The 17,495-nt window shown below is 71.3% G+C and carries 19 protein-coding genes; 9 read left to right on the forward strand and 10 right to left on the reverse strand.

Features of this window, described 5'->3' with window-relative positions:
- Window positions 1–82: 82 nt before the first annotated feature.
- On the reverse strand, window positions 83–1,666 hold the full coding sequence (locus RM590_RS30610) for a phytoene desaturase family protein (RefSeq protein WP_311708022.1): 1,584 nt from the start codon (window positions 1,664–1,666) through the stop codon (window positions 83–85).
- Between the two features lie 93 nt (window positions 1,667–1,759).
- Window positions 1,760–2,482: a TetR/AcrR family transcriptional regulator gene (locus RM590_RS30615; RefSeq protein WP_311708023.1), complete on the reverse strand. Its 723-nt coding sequence runs from the start codon at window positions 2,480–2,482 to the stop codon at window positions 1,760–1,762.
- 122 nt (window positions 2,483–2,604) lie between these two features.
- On the opposite strand from RM590_RS30615, the gene RM590_RS30620 reads away from it, so the two are divergent.
- The 3 genes from RM590_RS30620 (at window position 2,605) to RM590_RS30630 (ending at window position 4,963) form a co-directional block, all read left to right on the forward strand.
- Complete coding sequence (locus tag RM590_RS30620) at window positions 2,605–3,306, forward strand: NAD(P)-dependent oxidoreductase (protein WP_311708024.1); 702 nt, start codon at window positions 2,605–2,607, stop codon at window positions 3,304–3,306.
- A gap of 54 nt (window positions 3,307–3,360) precedes the next feature.
- On the forward strand, window positions 3,361–4,170 hold the full coding sequence (locus RM590_RS30625) for an ABC transporter permease (protein ID WP_311708026.1): 810 nt from the start codon (window positions 3,361–3,363) through the stop codon (window positions 4,168–4,170).
- Window positions 4,171–4,630: 460 nt separating this feature from the next.
- Complete coding sequence (locus tag RM590_RS30630; protein WP_311708027.1) at window positions 4,631–4,963, forward strand: histone-like nucleoid-structuring protein Lsr2; 333 nt, start codon at window positions 4,631–4,633, stop codon at window positions 4,961–4,963.
- Here RM590_RS30630 and RM590_RS30635 read toward each other — a convergent pair.
- The 3 genes from RM590_RS30635 to RM590_RS30645 form a co-directional block, all read right to left on the reverse strand.
- Window positions 4,905–5,627 carry a glycoside hydrolase gene (locus RM590_RS30635; protein ID WP_311708028.1) on the reverse strand — a complete coding sequence of 241 codons (723 nt, stop codon included), beginning with the start codon at window positions 5,625–5,627 and terminating at the stop codon, window positions 4,905–4,907. The two genes, RM590_RS30630 and RM590_RS30635, sit on opposite strands and share 59 nt — an antisense overlap.
- 33 nt (window positions 5,628–5,660) lie before the next feature.
- Window positions 5,661–5,870 carry a hypothetical protein gene (locus tag RM590_RS30640; protein ID WP_311708029.1) on the reverse strand — a complete coding sequence of 70 codons (210 nt, stop codon included), beginning with the start codon at window positions 5,868–5,870 and terminating at the stop codon, window positions 5,661–5,663.
- 775 nt (window positions 5,871–6,645) lie between these two features.
- On the reverse strand, window positions 6,646–7,974 hold the full coding sequence (locus RM590_RS30645) for an erythromycin esterase family protein (protein WP_311708030.1): 1,329 nt from the start codon (window positions 7,972–7,974) through the stop codon (window positions 6,646–6,648).
- A gap of 313 nt (window positions 7,975–8,287) precedes the next feature.
- On the opposite strand from RM590_RS30645, the gene RM590_RS30650 reads away from it, so the two are divergent.
- Entirely contained in the window at window positions 8,288–9,151 is an 864-nt protein-coding gene (locus RM590_RS30650) for an aromatic prenyltransferase (protein ID WP_311708031.1), read from the forward strand.
- Window positions 9,152–9,202: 51 nt separating this feature from the next.
- Here the strand turns inward: RM590_RS30650 and RM590_RS30655 are convergent, their stop codons facing one another.
- Window positions 9,203–9,694, reverse strand: a complete 492-nt coding sequence (locus tag RM590_RS30655; protein ID WP_311708032.1) for a hypothetical protein — start codon at window positions 9,692–9,694, stop codon at window positions 9,203–9,205.
- 144 nt (window positions 9,695–9,838) lie between these two features.
- Between RM590_RS30655 and RM590_RS30660 the strand changes: the two genes are divergently transcribed.
- Complete coding sequence (locus RM590_RS30660) at window positions 9,839–10,405, forward strand: CGNR zinc finger domain-containing protein (RefSeq protein WP_311708033.1); 567 nt, start codon at window positions 9,839–9,841, stop codon at window positions 10,403–10,405.
- Window positions 10,406–10,502: 97 nt separating this feature from the next.
- Window positions 10,503–11,213, forward strand: coding sequence for an Imm52 family immunity protein (locus RM590_RS30665; RefSeq protein ID WP_311708034.1), 711 nt, complete (start codon window positions 10,503–10,505; stop codon window positions 11,211–11,213).
- Window positions 11,214–11,306: 93 nt separating this feature from the next.
- Here the strand turns inward: RM590_RS30665 and RM590_RS30670 are convergent, their stop codons facing one another.
- The gene (locus RM590_RS30670; protein ID WP_311708035.1) at window positions 11,307–11,687 is read right to left on the reverse strand and encodes a winged helix-turn-helix transcriptional regulator; all 381 of its coding nucleotides are present in this window, start codon (window positions 11,685–11,687) and stop codon (window positions 11,307–11,309) included.
- 120 nt (window positions 11,688–11,807) lie between these two features.
- On the opposite strand from RM590_RS30670, the gene RM590_RS30675 reads away from it, so the two are divergent.
- On the forward strand, window positions 11,808–12,209 hold the full coding sequence (locus RM590_RS30675) for a RidA family protein (protein ID WP_311708036.1): 402 nt from the start codon (window positions 11,808–11,810) through the stop codon (window positions 12,207–12,209).
- A gap of 97 nt (window positions 12,210–12,306) precedes the next feature.
- Here the strand turns inward: RM590_RS30675 and RM590_RS30680 are convergent, their stop codons facing one another.
- Window positions 12,307–13,848, reverse strand: a complete 1,542-nt coding sequence (locus tag RM590_RS30680; protein ID WP_311708037.1) for a serine hydrolase domain-containing protein — start codon at window positions 13,846–13,848, stop codon at window positions 12,307–12,309.
- Window positions 13,849–13,949: 101 nt separating this feature from the next.
- Between RM590_RS30680 and RM590_RS30685 the strand changes: the two genes are divergently transcribed.
- Window positions 13,950–14,594 (forward strand): TetR/AcrR family transcriptional regulator, encoded by a 645-nt coding sequence (locus RM590_RS30685; RefSeq protein ID WP_311708038.1) that lies wholly within the window; start codon window positions 13,950–13,952, stop codon window positions 14,592–14,594.
- Between the two features lie 176 nt (window positions 14,595–14,770).
- The gene (locus RM590_RS30690; protein WP_311708039.1) at window positions 14,771–15,313 is read left to right on the forward strand and encodes a histidine phosphatase family protein; all 543 of its coding nucleotides are present in this window, start codon (window positions 14,771–14,773) and stop codon (window positions 15,311–15,313) included.
- A gap of 131 nt (window positions 15,314–15,444) precedes the next feature.
- Here the strand turns inward: RM590_RS30690 and RM590_RS30695 are convergent, their stop codons facing one another.
- Both RM590_RS30695 and RM590_RS30700 read right to left on the reverse strand, forming a co-directional pair.
- On the reverse strand, window positions 15,445–16,131 hold the full coding sequence (locus tag RM590_RS30695; protein ID WP_311708040.1) for a hypothetical protein: 687 nt from the start codon (window positions 16,129–16,131) through the stop codon (window positions 15,445–15,447).
- Between the two features lie 722 nt (window positions 16,132–16,853).
- Window positions 16,854–17,468, reverse strand: coding sequence for a response regulator transcription factor (locus tag RM590_RS30700; protein WP_311708041.1), 615 nt, complete (start codon window positions 17,466–17,468; stop codon window positions 16,854–16,856).
- Between the last annotated feature and the right edge of the window lie 27 nt (window positions 17,469–17,495).

The following is a 17,495-nucleotide window of genomic DNA, read 5'->3' on the forward strand; positions in this document are numbered from 1 at the left end:
CCCTCCTGAGAGCAGATCGTGGGCATCCTAGGCGAACGCGGCCGGCGGCGTTCCGGGGCGGTCCCGATGCCGGCCCCGGTGGTCAGTCGTCGGATTCCAGGAGGCGCCGGGCGACGATATGGCCCGAGGCGCCGTTGACGCCGTGGCCGGGCCAGGTCGCCGCCCCCACCATGTACAGCCGGCGCACCGCGGTGCGGTGGGACGGCTGGCCGGGCAGCGGGCGCAGCAGGTAGCTCTGGGCCAGTTCATGGCTGCCGGCATAGGGGTCGCCGGGGCCGCAGTTGGGGTTGAACCAGGCCAGGTCGTCCGGGCCGATGACGTGCCGGCCCAGGATCGCGCCGGACAGGTTCACGATGTGGCGCGCGGCCACCTCGATCACCCGGTCGGCGAAGGCGTTCTTCACCGCCTCGGTCCAGCCGTCCCGGGTGTCGATCTCTCCGGCGGCGTCGCCCCGCGGCCGGACCGGGACGGCCTGGAGCTGGATCCGCGCAACGGCCGAGCCCGGCGGGCAGCGCGTCGGGTCGGTGCCGGAGGGGAAGTCGACGGACATGGGCGGGTCGGCCGGCAGCAGCCCGCACACGGCCTCGGTGGTCGAGCGGGACAGCGCGTCCAGCCCGCCGTTGAGGTGGGTCAGCCCGCAGGCGGCCAGCCGCTCGTCGGCGAAGCGCGGCGGCTCCGAGAGCGCCAGGTGAATCTGCAGCCCGCCGCGGCCGTAGCGGTAGTCCGCCGCCTGGCGGCGCAGGTCGGGCGGCACGGCGTCGTCCTCGTCGGCCAGCAGCTTCAGATAGAGCTGGTCGGGGTTGACCGACGCGATGACGGCCCGCTCGGCGAGCACCGTCTCGCCCCGCGCGGTCACCACGCCCGTGGCCCGGCCGTCGCGCACCAGCACGCGTTCCACCCACTGACCGGTCGAGACGCGGCCGCCGTGGTGCTCGATCAGCGCCGTCAGCGCCCGGGCCAGTTCCCCGCTGCCGCCCTCGGGCGTGGGCATGCCGGCCGTGGTCAGCGCCAGCAGCACCAGGATCGCCCACAGGGCGCTGTTGGCCTCGTCGGGCCCCCGGCCCAGGTGCAGCGTCCAGGGCGCCAGCAGCGCGTGCATCACCGGGGAGGAGAAACGGTGCTCCAGCAGGTCCCGGGCGGTGCGCAGGAACAGTTGGGCGAACTCCGAGTAGTGCCCGTCCTCCCGCATCAGGCTGTCGATGACCCGGGCCGACTCCCTGCTGGCGAGATCCTCCGCCAGCAGGCCGAACACCCGCTCCGCGTACGGCTGGAAGTCCGCCAGCAGCGCGGTCAGCGCGGCGCCGTCGCCCGGCGCCAGCCGCTCCGCCTCGGCCACGTTCTCCTCGGGGTCCCGGGAGAGAACGGCCGTGCCCGCGCCGGGCATCGACACCCCCGTGCAGTAACGCCAGTTGCGGTAGGTGAGTCCGAACGAGGCCAGCTCCTCGCCCAGTTCGGCGTAGGCCGTGCCGATGGTGAACAGAGGGTGCGCCGAGGAGTACGTGTCATGGCGGAACCCGGGGAGGGTCAGCTCCTCCGTGCGCACCAGCCCGCCGGGCCGGTCGTTCCCCTCCAGGACGGCGACTCCCCAGCCCGCGCGGGCCAGGCACGCCGCCGCGACCAGTGCGTTGTGGCCGCTGCCGACCACCACTGCGTCATAACGCTGCATAGCAGAAAATTCTGGCAGGCCAGGGCGTTTCCGTCCGGACCCCATGGGGTGCGCCCCGGGCGCGCGGCGGAGGCCGGGCGCGGTGCGACGCGTTCAGCCGCCGGTCGCCGGGGTGAGAGTCAGGGCCCGCACGAGCTGGGTCAGCTCCTCGTGGAAGAGCTTGTCCGGGCTGACCGTCTGGGCGCCCATATGGCCGTAGACCTCCAGTGACACCAGGCCGTGCAGATGGCCCCAGATGCGCAGGGCGAGCGCCACGGCGGCGGGCGGCAGCTCGGGGAAGGCGGGGCGCACCTTGTCGAGCAGGGCGGGGTCGAAGTCGGGCCAGTCGAACGCGCTGTCGGCGTAGAGGTGTTCGGCCTGGGGCCAAGCGCAGGCCGCCAGCGCGGTGAGGCCGATGCACACCCGGCGCGCGGCGTCCGGCGCGGCGCCGTCCTCCGGCGCGCGATAGCCGGGCACGGGGTCGCCGTAGACGAGCCGGAAGCCCTGGGGGTTGGCCAGCGACCAGTTCCGGAAGGCGTCGGCCCAGGAGCGGATCCGGGTGGCCGGGTCCTCCTCGGAGCTCGCCTCCCAGGCGGCGTCCACGGCGTCGGCCAGCGCGGTGTAGACGTCCTTGATCAGCGTGGTGATCAGGTCGTCGCGGGTGGCGAAGTAGCCGTAGATGGCGTTGGCGGTCATGCCCATCTCCCGGGCGATGGCCCGCAGCGTGATGGCGTCGGGCCCGCTCGAGGCCATCAACTCCAGGGCCACGCGCTTGATTTCGGCCGTGGTCTCGGCCCGCAGCCGCTCGCGCCGCCCCGTTGTTCCTCCGCGTGTCATGGCCTCGACTCTACAGCGTCACTGTATTGAGTCCCGCGCAGAAACTTCACGCCGTATAGTTTCTGTGCGGCGTCACCGTTTCGGGTGTCGCCGGCCAACACACGTGCTCATCAGGGAGAACCATGCACATCGGAGTCATCGGGGCCACCGGCACCATCGGCAGCCGCGTCGTCGGCGAAGCACTCGGCCGGGGTCACCGCGTCACGGCGTTCAGCCGCGACGTCCGGGAGATACGCGACGACCGGGACAACCTCACCTGGGCCGGCCTCGACGTCCTGGACACCGCGAGCATCGCCGCGGCCCTGCCCGGCCTGGACGTTCTGATCAGCGGATTCCAGCCCGGCAACGCCGCCCGCGACATGGCGGACACCCTGGCGCGCTCCATCGCCGACCCCACCGTCTACGCCCGGGCCGCCACCGCGCTGGTGACCGCGCTGGCCGGCCACCCCAGGACCCGGCTCATCGTCATCGGCGGCGCCGGGAGCCTGGAGGTCGAGCCGGGCCTGGTGCTGGCCGACTCCGACGAACTCCTCCACCAGGCCCTCGACCAGCTCGGGCTGCCCCGGGAGTACGCCGCCGCGGTGCGCGGCCACCGCGACGCGCTGAACGTCCTGCGCACCTCCAACCGGCTCTGGACGTACTTCAGCCCCGCCGGGGACATCGCCCCCGGCGAACGCACCGGCCGCTTCCGGATCGGTGGCGACCAGCCGGTCGTGGACGCCGACGGCCGCAGCCGCATCTCCGCCGAGGACGCCGCCGTCGCCCTGATCGACGAGGCCGAGCTGCCGCGCTTCGTCCAGCGCCGCTTCACGATCGGCTACTGAACGCGGGCCCGCCCGCCGGTTCGGGTGCCGAAACGGTGTGCATAGGGTGGCCGGATGCTGATCAGCGCCGCGTCCGGGACCACCCTGCTGCCGGTCGGGAGCGTGCTCGGCGTGCTGCTGGCCGCACTGCTGGTCGCCGCCGCCGGGGTGGCGGCGCTGGCGCACCTGGTGGGGGACGACGGGCGGTCGCACGCGCGGGCGGTGATAACGGCCGGGGCGCGGGCGGCCGTTCAACTCGCCGTGGTGGCCTGGCTCATCGGGTGGGTGGTGGGGTCGGTGCCGGCGCTGTTGGCGTTCCTGGCCGTGATGTTCGGGGTCGCGGTGCGGACCGCCGGGCGGCGGATCACCCGCAACGGCACCTGGGTGTGGGCGGCGCCGCCCATCGCGGCGGGGGTGCTGCCGGTTGCCGGCGCGCTGCTGGCCACCGGGCTCGTGCCGCTGCGGGGGATCACCCTCATCCCGGTGACCGGCATCCTGATCGGCGGTGCCCTGACCGCCACCGCGCTGGCCGGGCGGCGGGCGCTGGAGGAGCTGGAGCAGCGCCGGGGCGAGGTGGAGGCCGCCCTGGCGCTGGGGCTCATGGCGCGTGACGCCCGACTGGAGATAGCCCGGCCCGCCGCCTCCGGCGCGTTGCTCCCGGGGCTGGACCAGACCCGCACGGTCGGCCTGGTCACGCTGCCCGGGGCGTTCGTCGGCATGCTGCTGGGCGGGGCGTCCCCGGCCCAGGCCGGAGCGGTGCAGCTCTTCGTGCTGATCGCGCTGCTCACCGTCCAGTGCGTGGCCGTCGCGCTCGTGCTCGAACTGGTGGCCAGGGGTCGCCTGTACCGGGACCCGGCGGGCGAGGGGCGGCCACCGCGCCCGTGAGTGCCCGCATTCACGCCCGCGTTGCCGACGACGACGGCCCGACCAGTGCGCTTTCCCGGGCGATTTCATGGAGCGTACGACGGAAGCCCGCACGCATACGCGGAGCATTCGATTGCTGTGCCCGCCGCCTTCACGGGCGCCTTCCTCCGGGGGTGAGGTCACCCCGCGGATTCCGGGCCGAAACGCGCTTCCGGGCGGGGCGCTTGCGCGGCGGCGCGGTCTCCGCCCCCGCTCGGGGCGCCCGGTCCTCGCCTTCAATTGTTCCGGCAATGCGGCACGTTGCTCGTTTTCACCCGCGGTGATGGCGCGCCTCCCGCGGCCGGCGCCGCCGATCTCCGGAGATTGTCCGGGCCGATGCCCCGACGCTTGGAGCCCGGAGAGCGAATCGGCGGCTCCCTCGGTATTTCCGCCCGGCGCGCGGTAGCCAAGCGCCACTCAGATGGCCCCGTATACTCCTCGCATGGCAAAGAAAGTCGTCACTATCTATACCGATGACCTCACCAATCAAGAGTCAAGTGAAGTCGGTACCCACACGTTCAGCCTCGACGGGGTGTCCTACGAGATCGACCTCGCGCCGGACAGCTTCGACAAGTTGCTGGACGCGCTGAGGCCCTTCATGGAGAACGGCCGGAAGGCGGGCCGCGGCAGGCGGCCCGGCGCCGCCGCCAAACGCCCGACGCCGGATGTGGACACGGCTGCCATCCGATCCTGGGCCAAGGAGCAGGGATTCCAGGTCAGCGAGCGCGGCCGGGTGCCGGCTCATGTGAGGGAGGCATACGAGAAAGCCCACTGACCCGGCCCGACATGCCGCCGGCCCTCTTCCGTATGGTCAGGGGGCCGGAACTGTCAGCAGGGACTGGGAGAGCCGGCCGGTGGAACGTGAGGCCGGTGATTCCCGGTCGGCAATTGCCGCGCCGACCGGGACCGGGTCGGTGTTCGCGGCGAATTGAGGCGGAAAATCCCGGGATTCCCAGATGTGCGGTTCGAACGCCGCCGGGCCGGGTCAGGAGGCGTGGTGGGTCCATTTCTGGTTGGCCCCGCCGGTGCAGGTCCAGATCTGGGCACGGGTGCCTCCCCCGCAAGCGGGAGGTGCCCCTGTGCTGATTGAGGGCGAGGCTCCACTTCACCACGCTGCTGCTCCAGTTGCGGGTGTAGTTGACGATGTCGCCCATGTCCTCGTTGTGCTGATTGGCGATCCAGGTGCCGCCGGAGTGCTCGGTGCTGAACTGCCGTACGTCCGGATACTGGTTGTGGACCTGGGTGCCGACGGCCGGGTCACCGAAGTAGCCGTGCCAGGCGATGCCGCCGAACAGCGGATCGTCGCGCACCCCGGCGTCGGCCGGCACGGCTGAGCCGAAGTTGGCGTAGTCACCGTAGTTCCAGTCGTGGATCAGCACCCGGGTGTCGATACCGGCGGCCCGGAACGCGGGGTAGACGTGGTTATTGGTGAACTCCACCAGCCCGGAGGGATTCCAGTGATCAGGGCGTGGTCACTTCTCCTTCGTGTCGGCCTCGGCATCCTCGGTGACCACGCCGTGCAGCGGATCGCCCCGCGCCGTGTCACTTTCCGTGAAACCCTCGGCGGCGGTGGCCGTGCCGGGGATGATCCGCTCCCGGGGCTCCCTCTCCCTGCCGGAGTGCGCACCCGGGCCGCGCGGGTCCTCACCCTCGCGCCGGCGCCGCGCGTTCGACTTGTTCATTGCCGTCACCTCCGTCATCGCCGGTCCGCGCCTCCCGGACGGAGACGCGACCCGCAGGTACCCCGCCGCCCCGCGGGGAAACGCCCGGGGCAATCGGGGAACATGTGGCCGCCTCGCTCTGTTGAACCGGGCGTGGATGCGGAGGGGACAGTGTCCCCGGGCCTCATATCCCGCCCACGGGGAAGATCGTTCGGCTGAAGCCCCCTGGTGCCTTTCGCCGCGAGGCGACCGCCCTCCGCATCCGCCTCTGTGCCACCCCGGCCGGTTCCCCCTCCGGCCGGGGTTTTCGCGTTCCGCCGCACACTCCCCACCGGCCTCAGCGGTTGCACCCGGCACCGGCGCGTGCTGCCGTGGATAGGCGGGCTGCCCGGGCGGGACGAGGCCGCGCCCGGGCAGCCGCACGGAGCGGAGGTCGGCGCATGCGCGAGCGTGGGTCGGTTGTCGTGGTGACGGGAGCGTCGAGCGGAATCGGCCGGCGCCGCGCGCCTGTCGCACGCGGTGCAGGCCCACCTGAGGGATCCGCTGGAGGACGCGGTCGCGAGGCTGCGGGTGCCCGCGCTGGTGATCCGTGGACGGGACGACATGATCGGGACGGCCGCCTGGGCGCGGCACCTGTCCACGCTGGTGCCCGGTGGCGCGTACGTCGAGGTGCCCGGGGCGCACACGTTTCCCTGGCACGACCCCGGGTCTGGTCGGAGCCCATCCGGCGCCTGGCGACCCGCGACGCCGCCCCCTCCGGGGGTCCCTGACGCCGCCACGGCGGGGCCAGGCCCGGTCACAGGCCGCTGGGGTAGGTGTCCTCCTCCCCGCCGCCGTGCTCGTAGCGGTGCAGCGGGGTCAGGGCCTCGGTGCGGTCCAGATAGAGGAAGGCGTCATAGCGCTCGCCGAGCACGGTGGGCACGTAGTTTCCCCAGCGTTCGGCCCGGGGCCGGTAGACGACGCCGACCGCGCGGTGGTCCAGGACCTCCTGGCGCCAGGCGTTGGCATCCGCGCCGTCCGCGTTCCACGTGAACAGCGCCGATCCGCCCGGCAGTGCCTGGTGCAGCAGGTGCTCGACGCTGCCGCGCCTGGCCGGTGGCATGGTCATCACCTCCGGCGGCAGCCCCCATTCGGCCGCGGCCACCACCGTTCCCTCGTAGGAGCCGAAGCCGACCAGCACCACGCCCTCGGCCCGGTGCCGTTCGCGCAGCAACTGCCCGACGTTCACCATGCCGGCCTCGGCCATGTCGGTGGCCCGGGCGTCCCCGATGTGCGTGTTGTGCTCCCAGAGCACCGCCTTGGTGCCCGGCCCGAGGTGCCCCATGAGCCGGTCGAGGGTGTCGACCATGTGCTGGTCCCGGATGTTCCACGACTCCGGGCCGCCGCGCACCATCGCCCGGTAGTAGCGCTCCGCGCCGGCCACGGTCTCCGCGTTCTGCCAGGCGGCGAACTCCGCCGCCGGCCCGGCGTCCGCCGCTTGCCGCTCGGCCCGTTCCCGCAGTCCGGCCAGCAGGGTGACCACTTCCATCTCGCACCCCTCGGGCACCAGCCGGGTGGCCAGGGCGTAGTTCTGCGGATCCTCGGCGTAGGGCTCGAAGCAGCGGTACGCGGCGAGCGCGTCGTCCACCCGGTCCGGGTCGTGCGCCCGGAGGTGGTCCAGCACCGCGTGCAGGGACTCCCACAGGCTGTACACGTCGAGCCCGAAGAAGCCGACGCGCCGCTCGGCGGGCAGGGCGTTGTTGTACTCGCGCAGCCACCTGGTGAAGCGGACGACCTCGGTGTTGGCCCACATCCAGCGCGGCCAGCGATCGAACGCCCCCAGCACCCGCGCGGGGTCCTCCGCCGCGCCGGGCGTGGCGGTGACGCTGTAGTGCAGTTCATGGCAGTCGGGCCAGTCGCCCTCGACCGCGATCAGCGAGAACCCGCGCTCCTCGATCAGCCGACGGGTCAGCTCGGCCCGCCACCGGTAGAACTCCGCGGTGCCGTGCGTGGCCTCGCCGATCGCCACGTACCGGGCATCGCCGATCCGCGCCAGCAGCGGGTCCAGGGACTGGGGGCCGGTCAGAGGGTGCGCGTCGCGCCGTACCGCTGCCGTGTCGCCGCGGGATCCGTCTGTGCCTGCCACCGTCCTGCCTCCCACGTCGTCCGGGCTTGGGTGCCCCGACCATCAAAACCGGAACGGACACCCGCCGCACGTCGATCTCCGGGCGGGCGGCCCGGGCCACCGCCACGATGTCCGCAGGGGCACGGGTGAGCCCCGCAACGGCCCGGCGCCGAATCGATGGCCACTTTCTGGATATCCAAGCTCTCGCTAAAGGCCCGGCCTCCGGATATCCAAGCTCTCACCAAAGGCATTGAGGTTAGGGGTGCAGGCGGTTAGGGGGGCCTAGGGGTTGGGGCGTTTGGGGGCCCACGTAGCGTTCGGGAAAGCGCGCCGCATGGCCGGTGCCATGTCGATTCCCTTCAACGGCGAAGGGGTGCGCAAGAGCCTTGAGGTGTTCGAGGAGGAGATGAACCGTACGGTGGTGCAGTTGAAGACCACCACCAAGCCCGGTGACGGCCTCTACTACCGCTTCTTCTGCAAGTGGGACAAGGGCCTGCAGGCCATCGCCCGTCACAAAGGCCTGATCGGTGAGAACGACAGCGCGTTCCTCGGGCGGCTCCAGCCCGAAGTGCTCGAAAAGTTCCCGGAGGCGACGCGGGCGGGCCTCGATTTCGAGGTGGGCCACGGCCTGGCCAAAGTATGGACCTTCACCGGAGTGCGGCCGATCGAGGAATTGTTCGACATTCCCTCGGTTCCCGACTCGGTCCGCGCGCATGCCGGCTTCTTCGCCCGTCATGGGCTCCGCCGGGTCTTCTTCGTCGCGTCGGACTTCCAGAGCGAGACGATGAACGTGTATCCGATCGTCGAGGAGGAATGCCGAAACGAGGAGTGGCTGCGCCGGCTCGTGGCGGAGTCCGGTGGATCGCCCGCCGGCGCGCCGGACTGCGCCGTCATGATCGACTCCCTGGCCACGACGGCGTGTCTGGGCATGACCTTCAGTTGGCGCGACCCGGATCTGCACCGCTGGGCCCTCTACAACTTGAACGTCACCGACGGCGGGCGGTCGGAGATCGCTCCGGAGCTTCCGTCGCGACTCGACGACTTCCACGGCAAGGCGCCGACGCTCAACGCGAACCCGCAGGTGAACGTTGCCTGGTCCTTCGGCCGGGCCGGGTTCTACACCAAGCTGGAAAAGTGCTACGCCAAGGACGCGAACTACTTCCTCACCGCCCGGAAGAACATTGACATGACGCGCTGATCCATGGCTGGCCGGGGGAGTCCGCCGGGCGGATTCCCCCGGCCGCCGCGTTCAGCGAAGGGTGAACCGGAGGACGGCCGTTCCGCCCTCCATGCCCACCACCTCGACGTTGAGCGCCCCCGAGCTGTAGCCGCCGCCGAGGGGCGTGGTGATCGTCGTGAGGCCCGATGGGTGGTCCTCCTGCATGGTCACCCCGTCCGCCGAGACATCGCTGACGAGGAGCGGCCAGGGCAGGACGCCGGAGTCGAAGGAGATCTCGGCGGGCGCGGTCACCGCCACCTCGCACGCGCCGTCGGCACAGGCGCCGATGTCCGAGCCGTCGGCGGCGGCGTCGGGAGCGACGGTGGCGGGCGCCGAGGGCGAGGGGGACGCGGTCTCCGCCGGCGGTTCGGTGGCCTCGGTGGCGGACGGGGACGGGGACTCCGAACGCGGGGGCGCGGCCCCGGGCTCGTTCTGCTCGTCCGATCCGCAGCCGACCGCCGTGACCCCGGCGAGCAGCGCGGCGGAGAGGGCGAGGACGGACGTCCTGGCGCGTGACCTCATGGGGTTCAACTCCAGTGGCTGTGCGTCATGTTGGCGTGTGCCCGACCGTTGTAGCGCCCCCGCCCCGGGAGGGGTCCCCAGCCGCAGACGTCGGGAAGGGCCGCACCCGCTAATGAATCACGCGAGCGGTATAGCATTAGCCGAATGAGCGATTCGGTAGCCCTCACCGGGGAGCCGCTGGCCCTGGATCTGGTCAACACCCGTCCGGCGGACGGCGATCTGCTGACCTCGCCCGGCGAGCTGCGCGCCTGGCTCGGCCTGGAGGCCGACCGTTTCCCGGAGGCGGCCGAGCTGGCCGCCGGGCAGCTCGGCGCGCCGGAGCTGGCGGCGGTCCGGGAGATCCGCGACCACGCCGCGCGCGCCCTGGACCGCGCCCGCCGGGGTGCCCGGCCCGCGGCCGGCGACCTCGCCGCGCTGAACGCCGCCCAGCGGGCCGCCCCCGCCATCGGCGAACTCGGCTGGGACGGCGAGGCCGTGGCCGTGACCCACCGCCGCACCGGCCCGGCCCGCGCGCGGCTCGCGGCCTGGCTCGCCGAGGCCGCCGCCGGCCTGCTGGCCGATCCCCGGGTGACGGAAGTCCGCGCGTGCGAGGCCGAGGACTGCGTGCTGCTGTTCCTGCCGGCCCACCCCCGCCGCCGCTGGTGCTCCGCAGCCCGCTGCGGCAACCGCGTCCGCGTCGCCCGCCACTACCGTCGCCACCGGCCCGGCTGATCGTGCGGCCGCTGCGGAGCCGGACGAGGGCGGTGTGGGGTCCATGTCCTAGGGTGGCCGAGCCGTACGCGGAACGAGATGCGAGGGAAGGCGGGACGTGCGACGAGTGGTGCGCGGCTTCTGGGGGCCTCGGGAGGAGTCGCCGGAGTCACTGGCCCGACGCTGGAGCGCGACCCTGGACCGGTTCGCCCGGCTCCTTCCGGAAGCCGGGGGAGCGGGGGCCGACGTGGAGTGGACCTGGCGGCACATCACCGCCTCCGGGCCCGCCGCAACGCTCCGGCCGGACGAGGCGTCCCTCCTCGACGCGCTGCGTGCGGCCCGGGCGGCCGACGACTGGTCGGCGATGACCGGTACGTCCCTGCGCCTGGTCGCCGACAGCGCGCCGGGCTGGGCCGTGGAGATCTCCGGACTGGCGGGCGGTACGCCGGAGTTCCTGCTCCAGTCGCTGGTGGTCCTTCTCACGTCACCGGACGACGCCCGCCTCCCCGACGCCGAACTCCTCACGGCGGTGGCCGCGTCGTGGCAGCCGGACTTCGGCGATGTGAGCGACCGGGCCGTGACGGCCGCCCTGAAGCGCGAAGCCGGCTTCAGGATCGGCACGCCCTGCGCCGGCTGGGTCACCTACCTCTCTCCCGGGCGCGCGGCCCGCGTCCCGGACGGACCGGCGACCCAACTCGCGGACGGCGGGGCACTGTTGAACCTGCCGGCTCCCGGCGACACGGCCGCGGTGGTCCGGGTCCATCTGGCGCTGAAGGAGACCGGAGCGCTGGAGCCGCTGCCCCGCCCGATGAACAGGCCCACGCTGTAACCGCCCGCTTCCAATCACGGCTGGGGGTGAACAGCACGGCTGGCTGTGTCGGACTCGCCGACGGCATCGCCGCGTTTGTCGATGTCCCGCGCGTCAGTCGTCGAAGCGACGGCGGGCGGCCTCGATGTGACCGAGGTACTGGTGCGTCCAGCCGCACATGCCGTCCACCGTGGCTCGCAGGGCCCGGCCCGGCTCGGTGAGGGTGTACTCGACCCGCGGCGGCACGGTCGGGTGCACGTGGCGGTCGATCAGGCCGTAGCGCTCCAGCATGCGCAGGTTCTGGGTGAGCATCTTGTGGCTGATGCCCTCGACCTCGTTCCGCAACTCGCTGAAGCGCAGCGTGCGCTCGCCGAGAGCCTCGATGATCAGGAACGCCCACTTGTTGGCGACGTCCGAGAAGATCTCCCGCGCCAGCGAGTCCGCGCGCCTCAGGTCCGCATCCTCGGGCAAGCCCTTGAACTGCTTGGTCACCATGGGGTTCCTCAGTTGCCAAAAAGTGCGTTCTTCCAGGTCAGCGATCACTCTCCTACAGTTTTTCAGTAACCACAAGAGAGCAAGCGCGTGTGCGCGGGGCAAGGGAGCAGACAGCACAGCATGGCCACCATCGACGTCTTCAACCACAACGTGCCGGCCGAGAGCGACTTCGGCTACTCACAGGCGATCAAGTCCGGCGACCTGATTCATGTCTCCGGACAGCTCTCGCTCGACGAGGCGGGCGACTTCCGCCACCCGGACGACTTCGCCGCCCAGCTCAAGCAGGTCCACGTCAACTTCGACAAGGTCCTCAATCACTACGGCGCCACCCGCAACCAGATCGTCTCGCAGACCCTGTACGTGGTGGACCTGCAACGGAACGCCCGGGCGATGTCGGAGGGCAACCTGGCCTACTTCGGCGACCACCGCCCGGTCAGCACGGTCCTCGGCGTCACCGGACTGTTCTTCCCCGGTCAGGTCATCGAGATCAGCTTCGTCGTCGACACCAGGCTGCCCGCCTGAGCCCGGTCACGTCCGGCAGGGGAATGACCGCCGACGGCCCCGGGCGGCAACTCCGGGGACCGTCGGTGGTGCACCCCGCGCCCGCGCGCCCGTTACGTCACGGCCCCGTACGGGCGGGGCGCCGTGCGGCCAAGAGCCGTTGCGCGCGGGCCCGTTGGAGGTGGCGGCAGCCGCAGATCAGCCGGGCCGCGGCCACCGCCGGCCCGGCGACGGCGGTGGCGACGAGCAGCCAGCCGACGTCCGGTGCCCACAGCCGGACGAGCCGGAGGTCCGCTCCCGCCGTCCGGGGGAGGAGGACCACGGCGAGATGGGCGAGCGCGAGACCGCCGAGTACCCAGCAGGCCATGGCGGTCAGGATCCGGGCCGGCCCGCGGGGCGCGTTCGAGGGGCGGAACATCCGGTAGAGGGACCAGATGAGCACGGCGGCGGCACCGGCGAGGACGGCGAGGAGAACGGCCAGCAGCAGCGGGTAGGTGATGTCGCCGGAGACGGGCTCGGGCTGGCCGCCGGCCAGGATCCGGGCCGCGCCCAGGGCGGTGCCGACGAGTTCGGAGTCCTGGAAGAAGCCGTAGATGTTCTGCGTCATGACGATGCCGCGGTTCAGCTCGGGCAGGAGCACCACGGCGGCGAAGTAGCCGGGCGCCGCGCCCGTGTGCCACACCATGCGGGTGCCGAGGTCCGCGTTGCGGTCGTCGTCGCGCCAGCCCAGCCCGTAGCGCAGGGTGTCGCTGATGCGCGCGGTGCCGTCGTGCGCCGTTGCCACGGAGGCCGGATCCAGCACGCGCGCCGACCCGTAACGCCCCTCGTTCAAGTGCGCCATGGCGAAGTGCGCGAGGTCTTCGACCGTGCCGCCGAGATAGCCGTAGCTGGCCCCGGTCTCGTCGTAGCGCAGGGGGACCCCGACCGGCTGTCCGAACGCATGGCTGTGGCCGCCGGGGAGTTGTGCGGCGCGTGCCTCGCGGGGGGAGGTGATGGCGCCGCTCATGTCGAGCGGGTCGAGAACGTGGTCGCGCAGGTACTCGGCGAAGGGCCGGCCGCTGACGGCCTGCACGACCGCGCCCAGAACGAGGTAGTTGGCGCTGGAGTACTCGAACTTCTCGCCCGGCGGGGACAGCGGCGCGACATCGGCGAGGTCCGCCACCGCCTCGCCGTACGGATCGGACCGTTCGCCGAACCGGTCGGTGGCCCCCGTTCCCTCCGGTATGCCGCTGGTCTGATCGAGCAACTGCCGGACGGTGATGGCGTCTCCGGCGCCGTCGGCCAGGGCGAAGGACGGCAGGTAGGCGCGCACCGGCCGGTCGAGGTCGAGCGCGCCGTCCTCGGCGAGTGTCATGACCGCGGTGGCGGTCACGGGTTTGGCGACCGAGCCCCACAGGAAGGGGGTGGTCTCGGTGACCGGTTGTCCGTTTCCGGTGTCTCCCCAGGTGCCGATGTGCTCGACCGATTCCGGGGTGACCACCGCGTAGGCCACGCCCGGGGCGCCGCTGGCGTTGGTGCGTTCACGCAGGTAGGCATCGATCTCCGACGCCCGTTCTCCTTGCTCTGCCGACGAGTTGACCCCCTGTGCGAACGCGGGAGGCGTGACGCAGAGCGCGAGGGCGGCGCTGAACGCCGCGAGCACGCGGGTGCGAGTTCTCATGGGTTCCCCGATGGATCCGCGGCGACGCGGCAGGGCGGTGACCGCGCATAACCGTATCGCCGTATGGTTTTGGCGAAACCATACACTGATACGGTTATGGCGTGGCACGCACCGCAGACCATGACCTCCGCCGCCGGCAGATCGCCGCGGCCGTGCACCGGCTTGTGGCCACCGAGGGGCTGGACGCGGCGACCGTGGCCGGGGTGGCCCGGGAGGCCGGCTACTCCGTCGGCCTCGTGCAGCACTACTTCCGGAGCAAGGACGAGCTGCTGCTCTTCGCCTACAACCAGGTGACCAAGGCCATTCATGACCGGGTGGCGGCACGAATCGCGGACGGAGTGGTGCGGAAACGGACCATTTCCGCGGTCGTCTTCGACAGCCTGCTGGAGCTGCTCCCGATCGACGACGAGCGGCGCGGCGAATTCCGGGTGTCCCGCGCGTTCCTGGGCCGGTCGCTGGAGAACGACACGCTGGCCGAGGTCGCGCGAACGGCGGCGGCCGACATCCGGGGCCAGTTGGCCGTCGCCGTCCACAACGGCAAGGAGTGCGGCGAGGTCGAGCCCCACCTCGACCCCGACCTCGCGGCCACCCGCGTCACGGCACTCGTGGACGGGCTGGCCGAGCAGCTCTACCAGGATCCGGCACGAGCCGTCGGGCGGCGCACGCTGCGCGCGGCCGCCGAGGAGATCATCCGGGCCTGCCTCGACAGCGTCTTCACCGGTGAGTGCCGGCAGTACCGGTCCTGAACGGGCGGTGCGCGGCGTCGCCCGAACGGCGAAGGGCCGGACGATCGTTGACTTGACCGGCTTGGGCACCGCGAGCCGAACGCGACCGTTTCAAGGGCATCCGGCGGGGATGAACACTCTCCGGCCGTCGCCAGGACCGCGGCAAGCGGGCCCAAACACAACTCGGGAGTCCCACCATGGCAGTAGAGGTCATCTATGAGGCGCACTCCACCACCACGGACAACGAGGCGGGAATCTCCACCGGTTGGCTCCAGGGCCACCTGTCGGAGCAGGGACGCCGGGAGGCCCGCGAACTCGGCGAGCGGCGCGGACGCCAGGACATCGCGGCCGTGTTCACCTCCGACTTGAACCGCGCCGTTGAGACAGCCCGCATCGCGTTCCCCGACGGCCGGCCCCCGCTCCACCAGGACGCGCGCCTGCGGGAGTGCGATTACGGCGACCTCAACGGGCACCCCTCCCACCTCGTCGCTGCCCGGCGGGCCCGGCACCTCGACGAACCGTTTCCCGGCGGCCAGAGCTACCGGCAGGTCCTGGCGGCCACCGACGCGTTCCTCCAGGACCTCGCCCGGGACTGGGACGGAAGGCGAGTCCTGCTGATCGCCCACACGGCCAACCAGTGGGCACTGGACTGCCTCCTCGCCGGAGCGCCACCGCTCGACTCGCTCCGCACCCCCTTCGCCTGGCAGCCGGGCTGGACCTACACATTGCCCGCGCGCTGAGCAGAGAGAGGCGGTCAAGATGCCCCGGTGCGCGGCGGCTTCGCCGGTGCCGGGGAAACTCCCAGGCCGAGGAATTCCGGCAAGGGGATCCTCGAACGGAACTCAATTATTTCCGGAGCGCAGTGGCACGACTACCGCATGGACACGGCCACTCCCGGGTACCAGCGCTGAAGGCCGGTGAGCCGCCCGCCCTTCTCCGCCACGCACCGCGACACGTCGGTCTCCGACACCGCGAACTCCGCAATTTCCGCGCCGATTTCCCGGAATCTGTCAGAATGCCACACATACTCGAACAGATGGGAGTCCTCTCCCCAATCGAGAGTCGTGTACTCCTGCGGCGATATGATGGAACGGAAGATGCAGGCGCCACTCGGGCCGCCGTGGCGGGCCAGGTGATCCGCGCGCGCCCACAGGCGCTCCTCGAAGGCGTCCCGGTCGCCCGTCACCCGGTACTGGGTGACCACGGTCCGGGCGGATCTCAGAAGTCCGGAAGCGCGGAACCCGATCACCTCCCCCAGGCACTCTGCCTGGTCGGCGCGGGTCTCGACGAGCGCACCCAGGTGTTCGGCCTGTCGCTGGAACACCTCATCGTGTACGGCCTCGAGAAACGCGCCCAGCGTGCGCCAGAAGCCGAAGTGCGTGAACATCTGCGGCCTGTTCAGCGAGCGGAACGTCGCCATGAGCTCCACTTTTCCAAGGCGGCCCATGCGACCCACGTGCTGGAGGAACTCCTGCTCGAACAGGCGTGGGTCCTGTTTCACGGCGAAGCGGTTCACAACGACAAGGGGCCCGCTGAGGTCGCGAACTGTGCGCTTCATAGAGGATCCTTTGGCAATCGATCAGTTGGAGCCATTGCGGGCGGACGAGACCCTCGGGCCGCGCAGGCCACCGGGCTTCGCTCGACTTGGAGTGCTCCCCTCCGGCTTGCGCAAGGCTACTCCTGCGTTAAGTGAGAAGTACAGGTCTCTGCCCGTAGGACACTCCGAGGAGTGGCTGAATTTACGTGGTAGTTGTCCTGGCATGCTCTGGGAATGGACGCTTCCGGATCGAGACGCCTCCCGGAATTCCTCGGTGTGGGAATTCCGGTACCCGTTCCGCCGCCGGGTATTGGGCTCGGAAGATCCTGGTCGGCGGCGTCGTCCCCGTGCCGGCTCGATCCGCGGCTCTCGCAGGCCGTCGCATGACAGGGAGACGCGGGGCGGGGCGGCATCCGAGCCGCGATGGCGTGCACCGCCGGCGGTGAGGAACCGGCGAGGTCGGTGGCAAACCAGGACAGCCGGACGGGCCGTCGTGTTCCCGCTGTGCGCGGGACTCAGCGCCGAGTCGCCGTTGGCCGGCCGGAGGGTGCGGAGAACCCTCGTGGAGCGCGCCGTGAGCGAATGAAGGGAATGGGGCGCAGGCAGGTGAACTGCCATAGCGCTGCGAGGGGTAACGTCCGGGTGGCCCGGTTCTCGGGCGTCACGGGCCGACCGGCGGGTCGGCCCGCCGGGCGATCCGCGCGGTGGCCGGGCCCGCGGCAGGCGACATGGTGTGAAGTGCCTCAGGAAATCCAGCCGGCCTGGGTGGCGATGCGCACCGCGTCGATCCGGTTCCGGGCATTGAGCTTGGCGACTATCGTGGTCAGATAATTCCGGACCGTGCCCACCGAGAGGTAGAGGCAGCCGGCGATTTCAGCGGTGTCCGCACCCTGGGCGGCAAATCGCAACACCTCGCGCTCCCGAGGTGACAGAGGGTTCTCCTGCACGTCCCAGGCGGACAGGGCAAGCTCGGGATCAATGAACCGACCACCCGCCGCGACTGCGCGGACCGCCTTGCTCAGTTGGTCGGGGGGCGCGTCTTTGAACAGTAACCCGGAAACTCCGGTGCTCAGTGCACGCCGAATTGCCCCCGGCTGGCCGAGAGCGGTAAGTATCAACGTCCGGCAGGTCGGCACTCGCTCATGCAGCGCGGCTGCGGCGGAAAGACCATCCCCGCCCGGCAATGCCATATCGATGACCGCGACATCCGGTCGAGAGCGGACGGCAGCCGGAACAATCGCGTCTCCCCGTCCGACGGAGGTCACCACGCGCAGATCCGGCTCCAACTCGAGTAAGGCGATCAGCGCACCCCTGATCATCGACAAATCCTCGGCCAGCAGTACCTTCACTGATTGCATAGCTTCCCCCGGATATTCGGTCCCACG

The sequence above is a fragment of the Streptomyces litchfieldiae genome, from assembly GCF_031845365.1.
GTDB lineage: Bacteria > Actinomycetota > Actinomycetes > Streptomycetales > Streptomycetaceae > Streptomyces > Streptomyces litchfieldiae.

Coding starts and splice junctions, on each gene's coding strand:
- RM590_RS30640 (WP_311708029.1), bottom strand. CDS start 5,870: ATGAACAAGTCGAACGCGCGGCGCCGGCGCGAGGGTGAGGACCCGCGC.
- RM590_RS30700 (WP_311708041.1), bottom strand. CDS start 17,468: ATGCAATCAGTGAAGGTACTGCTGGCCGAGGATTTGTCGATGATCAGG.
- RM590_RS30650 (WP_311708031.1), top strand. CDS start 8,288: ATGGCCGGTGCCATGTCGATTCCCTTCAACGGCGAAGGGGTGCGCAAG.
- RM590_RS30620 (WP_311708024.1), top strand. CDS start 2,605: ATGCACATCGGAGTCATCGGGGCCACCGGCACCATCGGCAGCCGCGTC.
- RM590_RS30625 (WP_311708026.1), top strand. CDS start 3,361: ATGCTGATCAGCGCCGCGTCCGGGACCACCCTGCTGCCGGTCGGGAGC.
- RM590_RS30680 (WP_311708037.1), bottom strand. CDS start 13,848: ATGAGAACTCGCACCCGCGTGCTCGCGGCGTTCAGCGCCGCCCTCGCG.
- RM590_RS30690 (WP_311708039.1), top strand. CDS start 14,771: ATGGCAGTAGAGGTCATCTATGAGGCGCACTCCACCACCACGGACAAC.
- RM590_RS30630 (WP_311708027.1), top strand. CDS start 4,631: ATGGCAAAGAAAGTCGTCACTATCTATACCGATGACCTCACCAATCAA.
- RM590_RS30660 (WP_311708033.1), top strand. CDS start 9,839: ATGAGCGATTCGGTAGCCCTCACCGGGGAGCCGCTGGCCCTGGATCTG.
- RM590_RS30655 (WP_311708032.1), bottom strand. CDS start 9,694: ATGAGGTCACGCGCCAGGACGTCCGTCCTCGCCCTCTCCGCCGCGCTG.
- RM590_RS30675 (WP_311708036.1), top strand. CDS start 11,808: ATGGCCACCATCGACGTCTTCAACCACAACGTGCCGGCCGAGAGCGAC.
- RM590_RS30615 (WP_311708023.1), bottom strand. CDS start 2,482: ATGACACGCGGAGGAACAACGGGGCGGCGCGAGCGGCTGCGGGCCGAG.
- RM590_RS30610 (WP_311708022.1), bottom strand. CDS start 1,666: ATGCAGCGTTATGACGCAGTGGTGGTCGGCAGCGGCCACAACGCACTG.
- RM590_RS30670 (WP_311708035.1), bottom strand. CDS start 11,687: ATGGTGACCAAGCAGTTCAAGGGCTTGCCCGAGGATGCGGACCTGAGG.
- RM590_RS30695 (WP_311708040.1), bottom strand. CDS start 16,131: ATGAAGCGCACAGTTCGCGACCTCAGCGGGCCCCTTGTCGTTGTGAAC.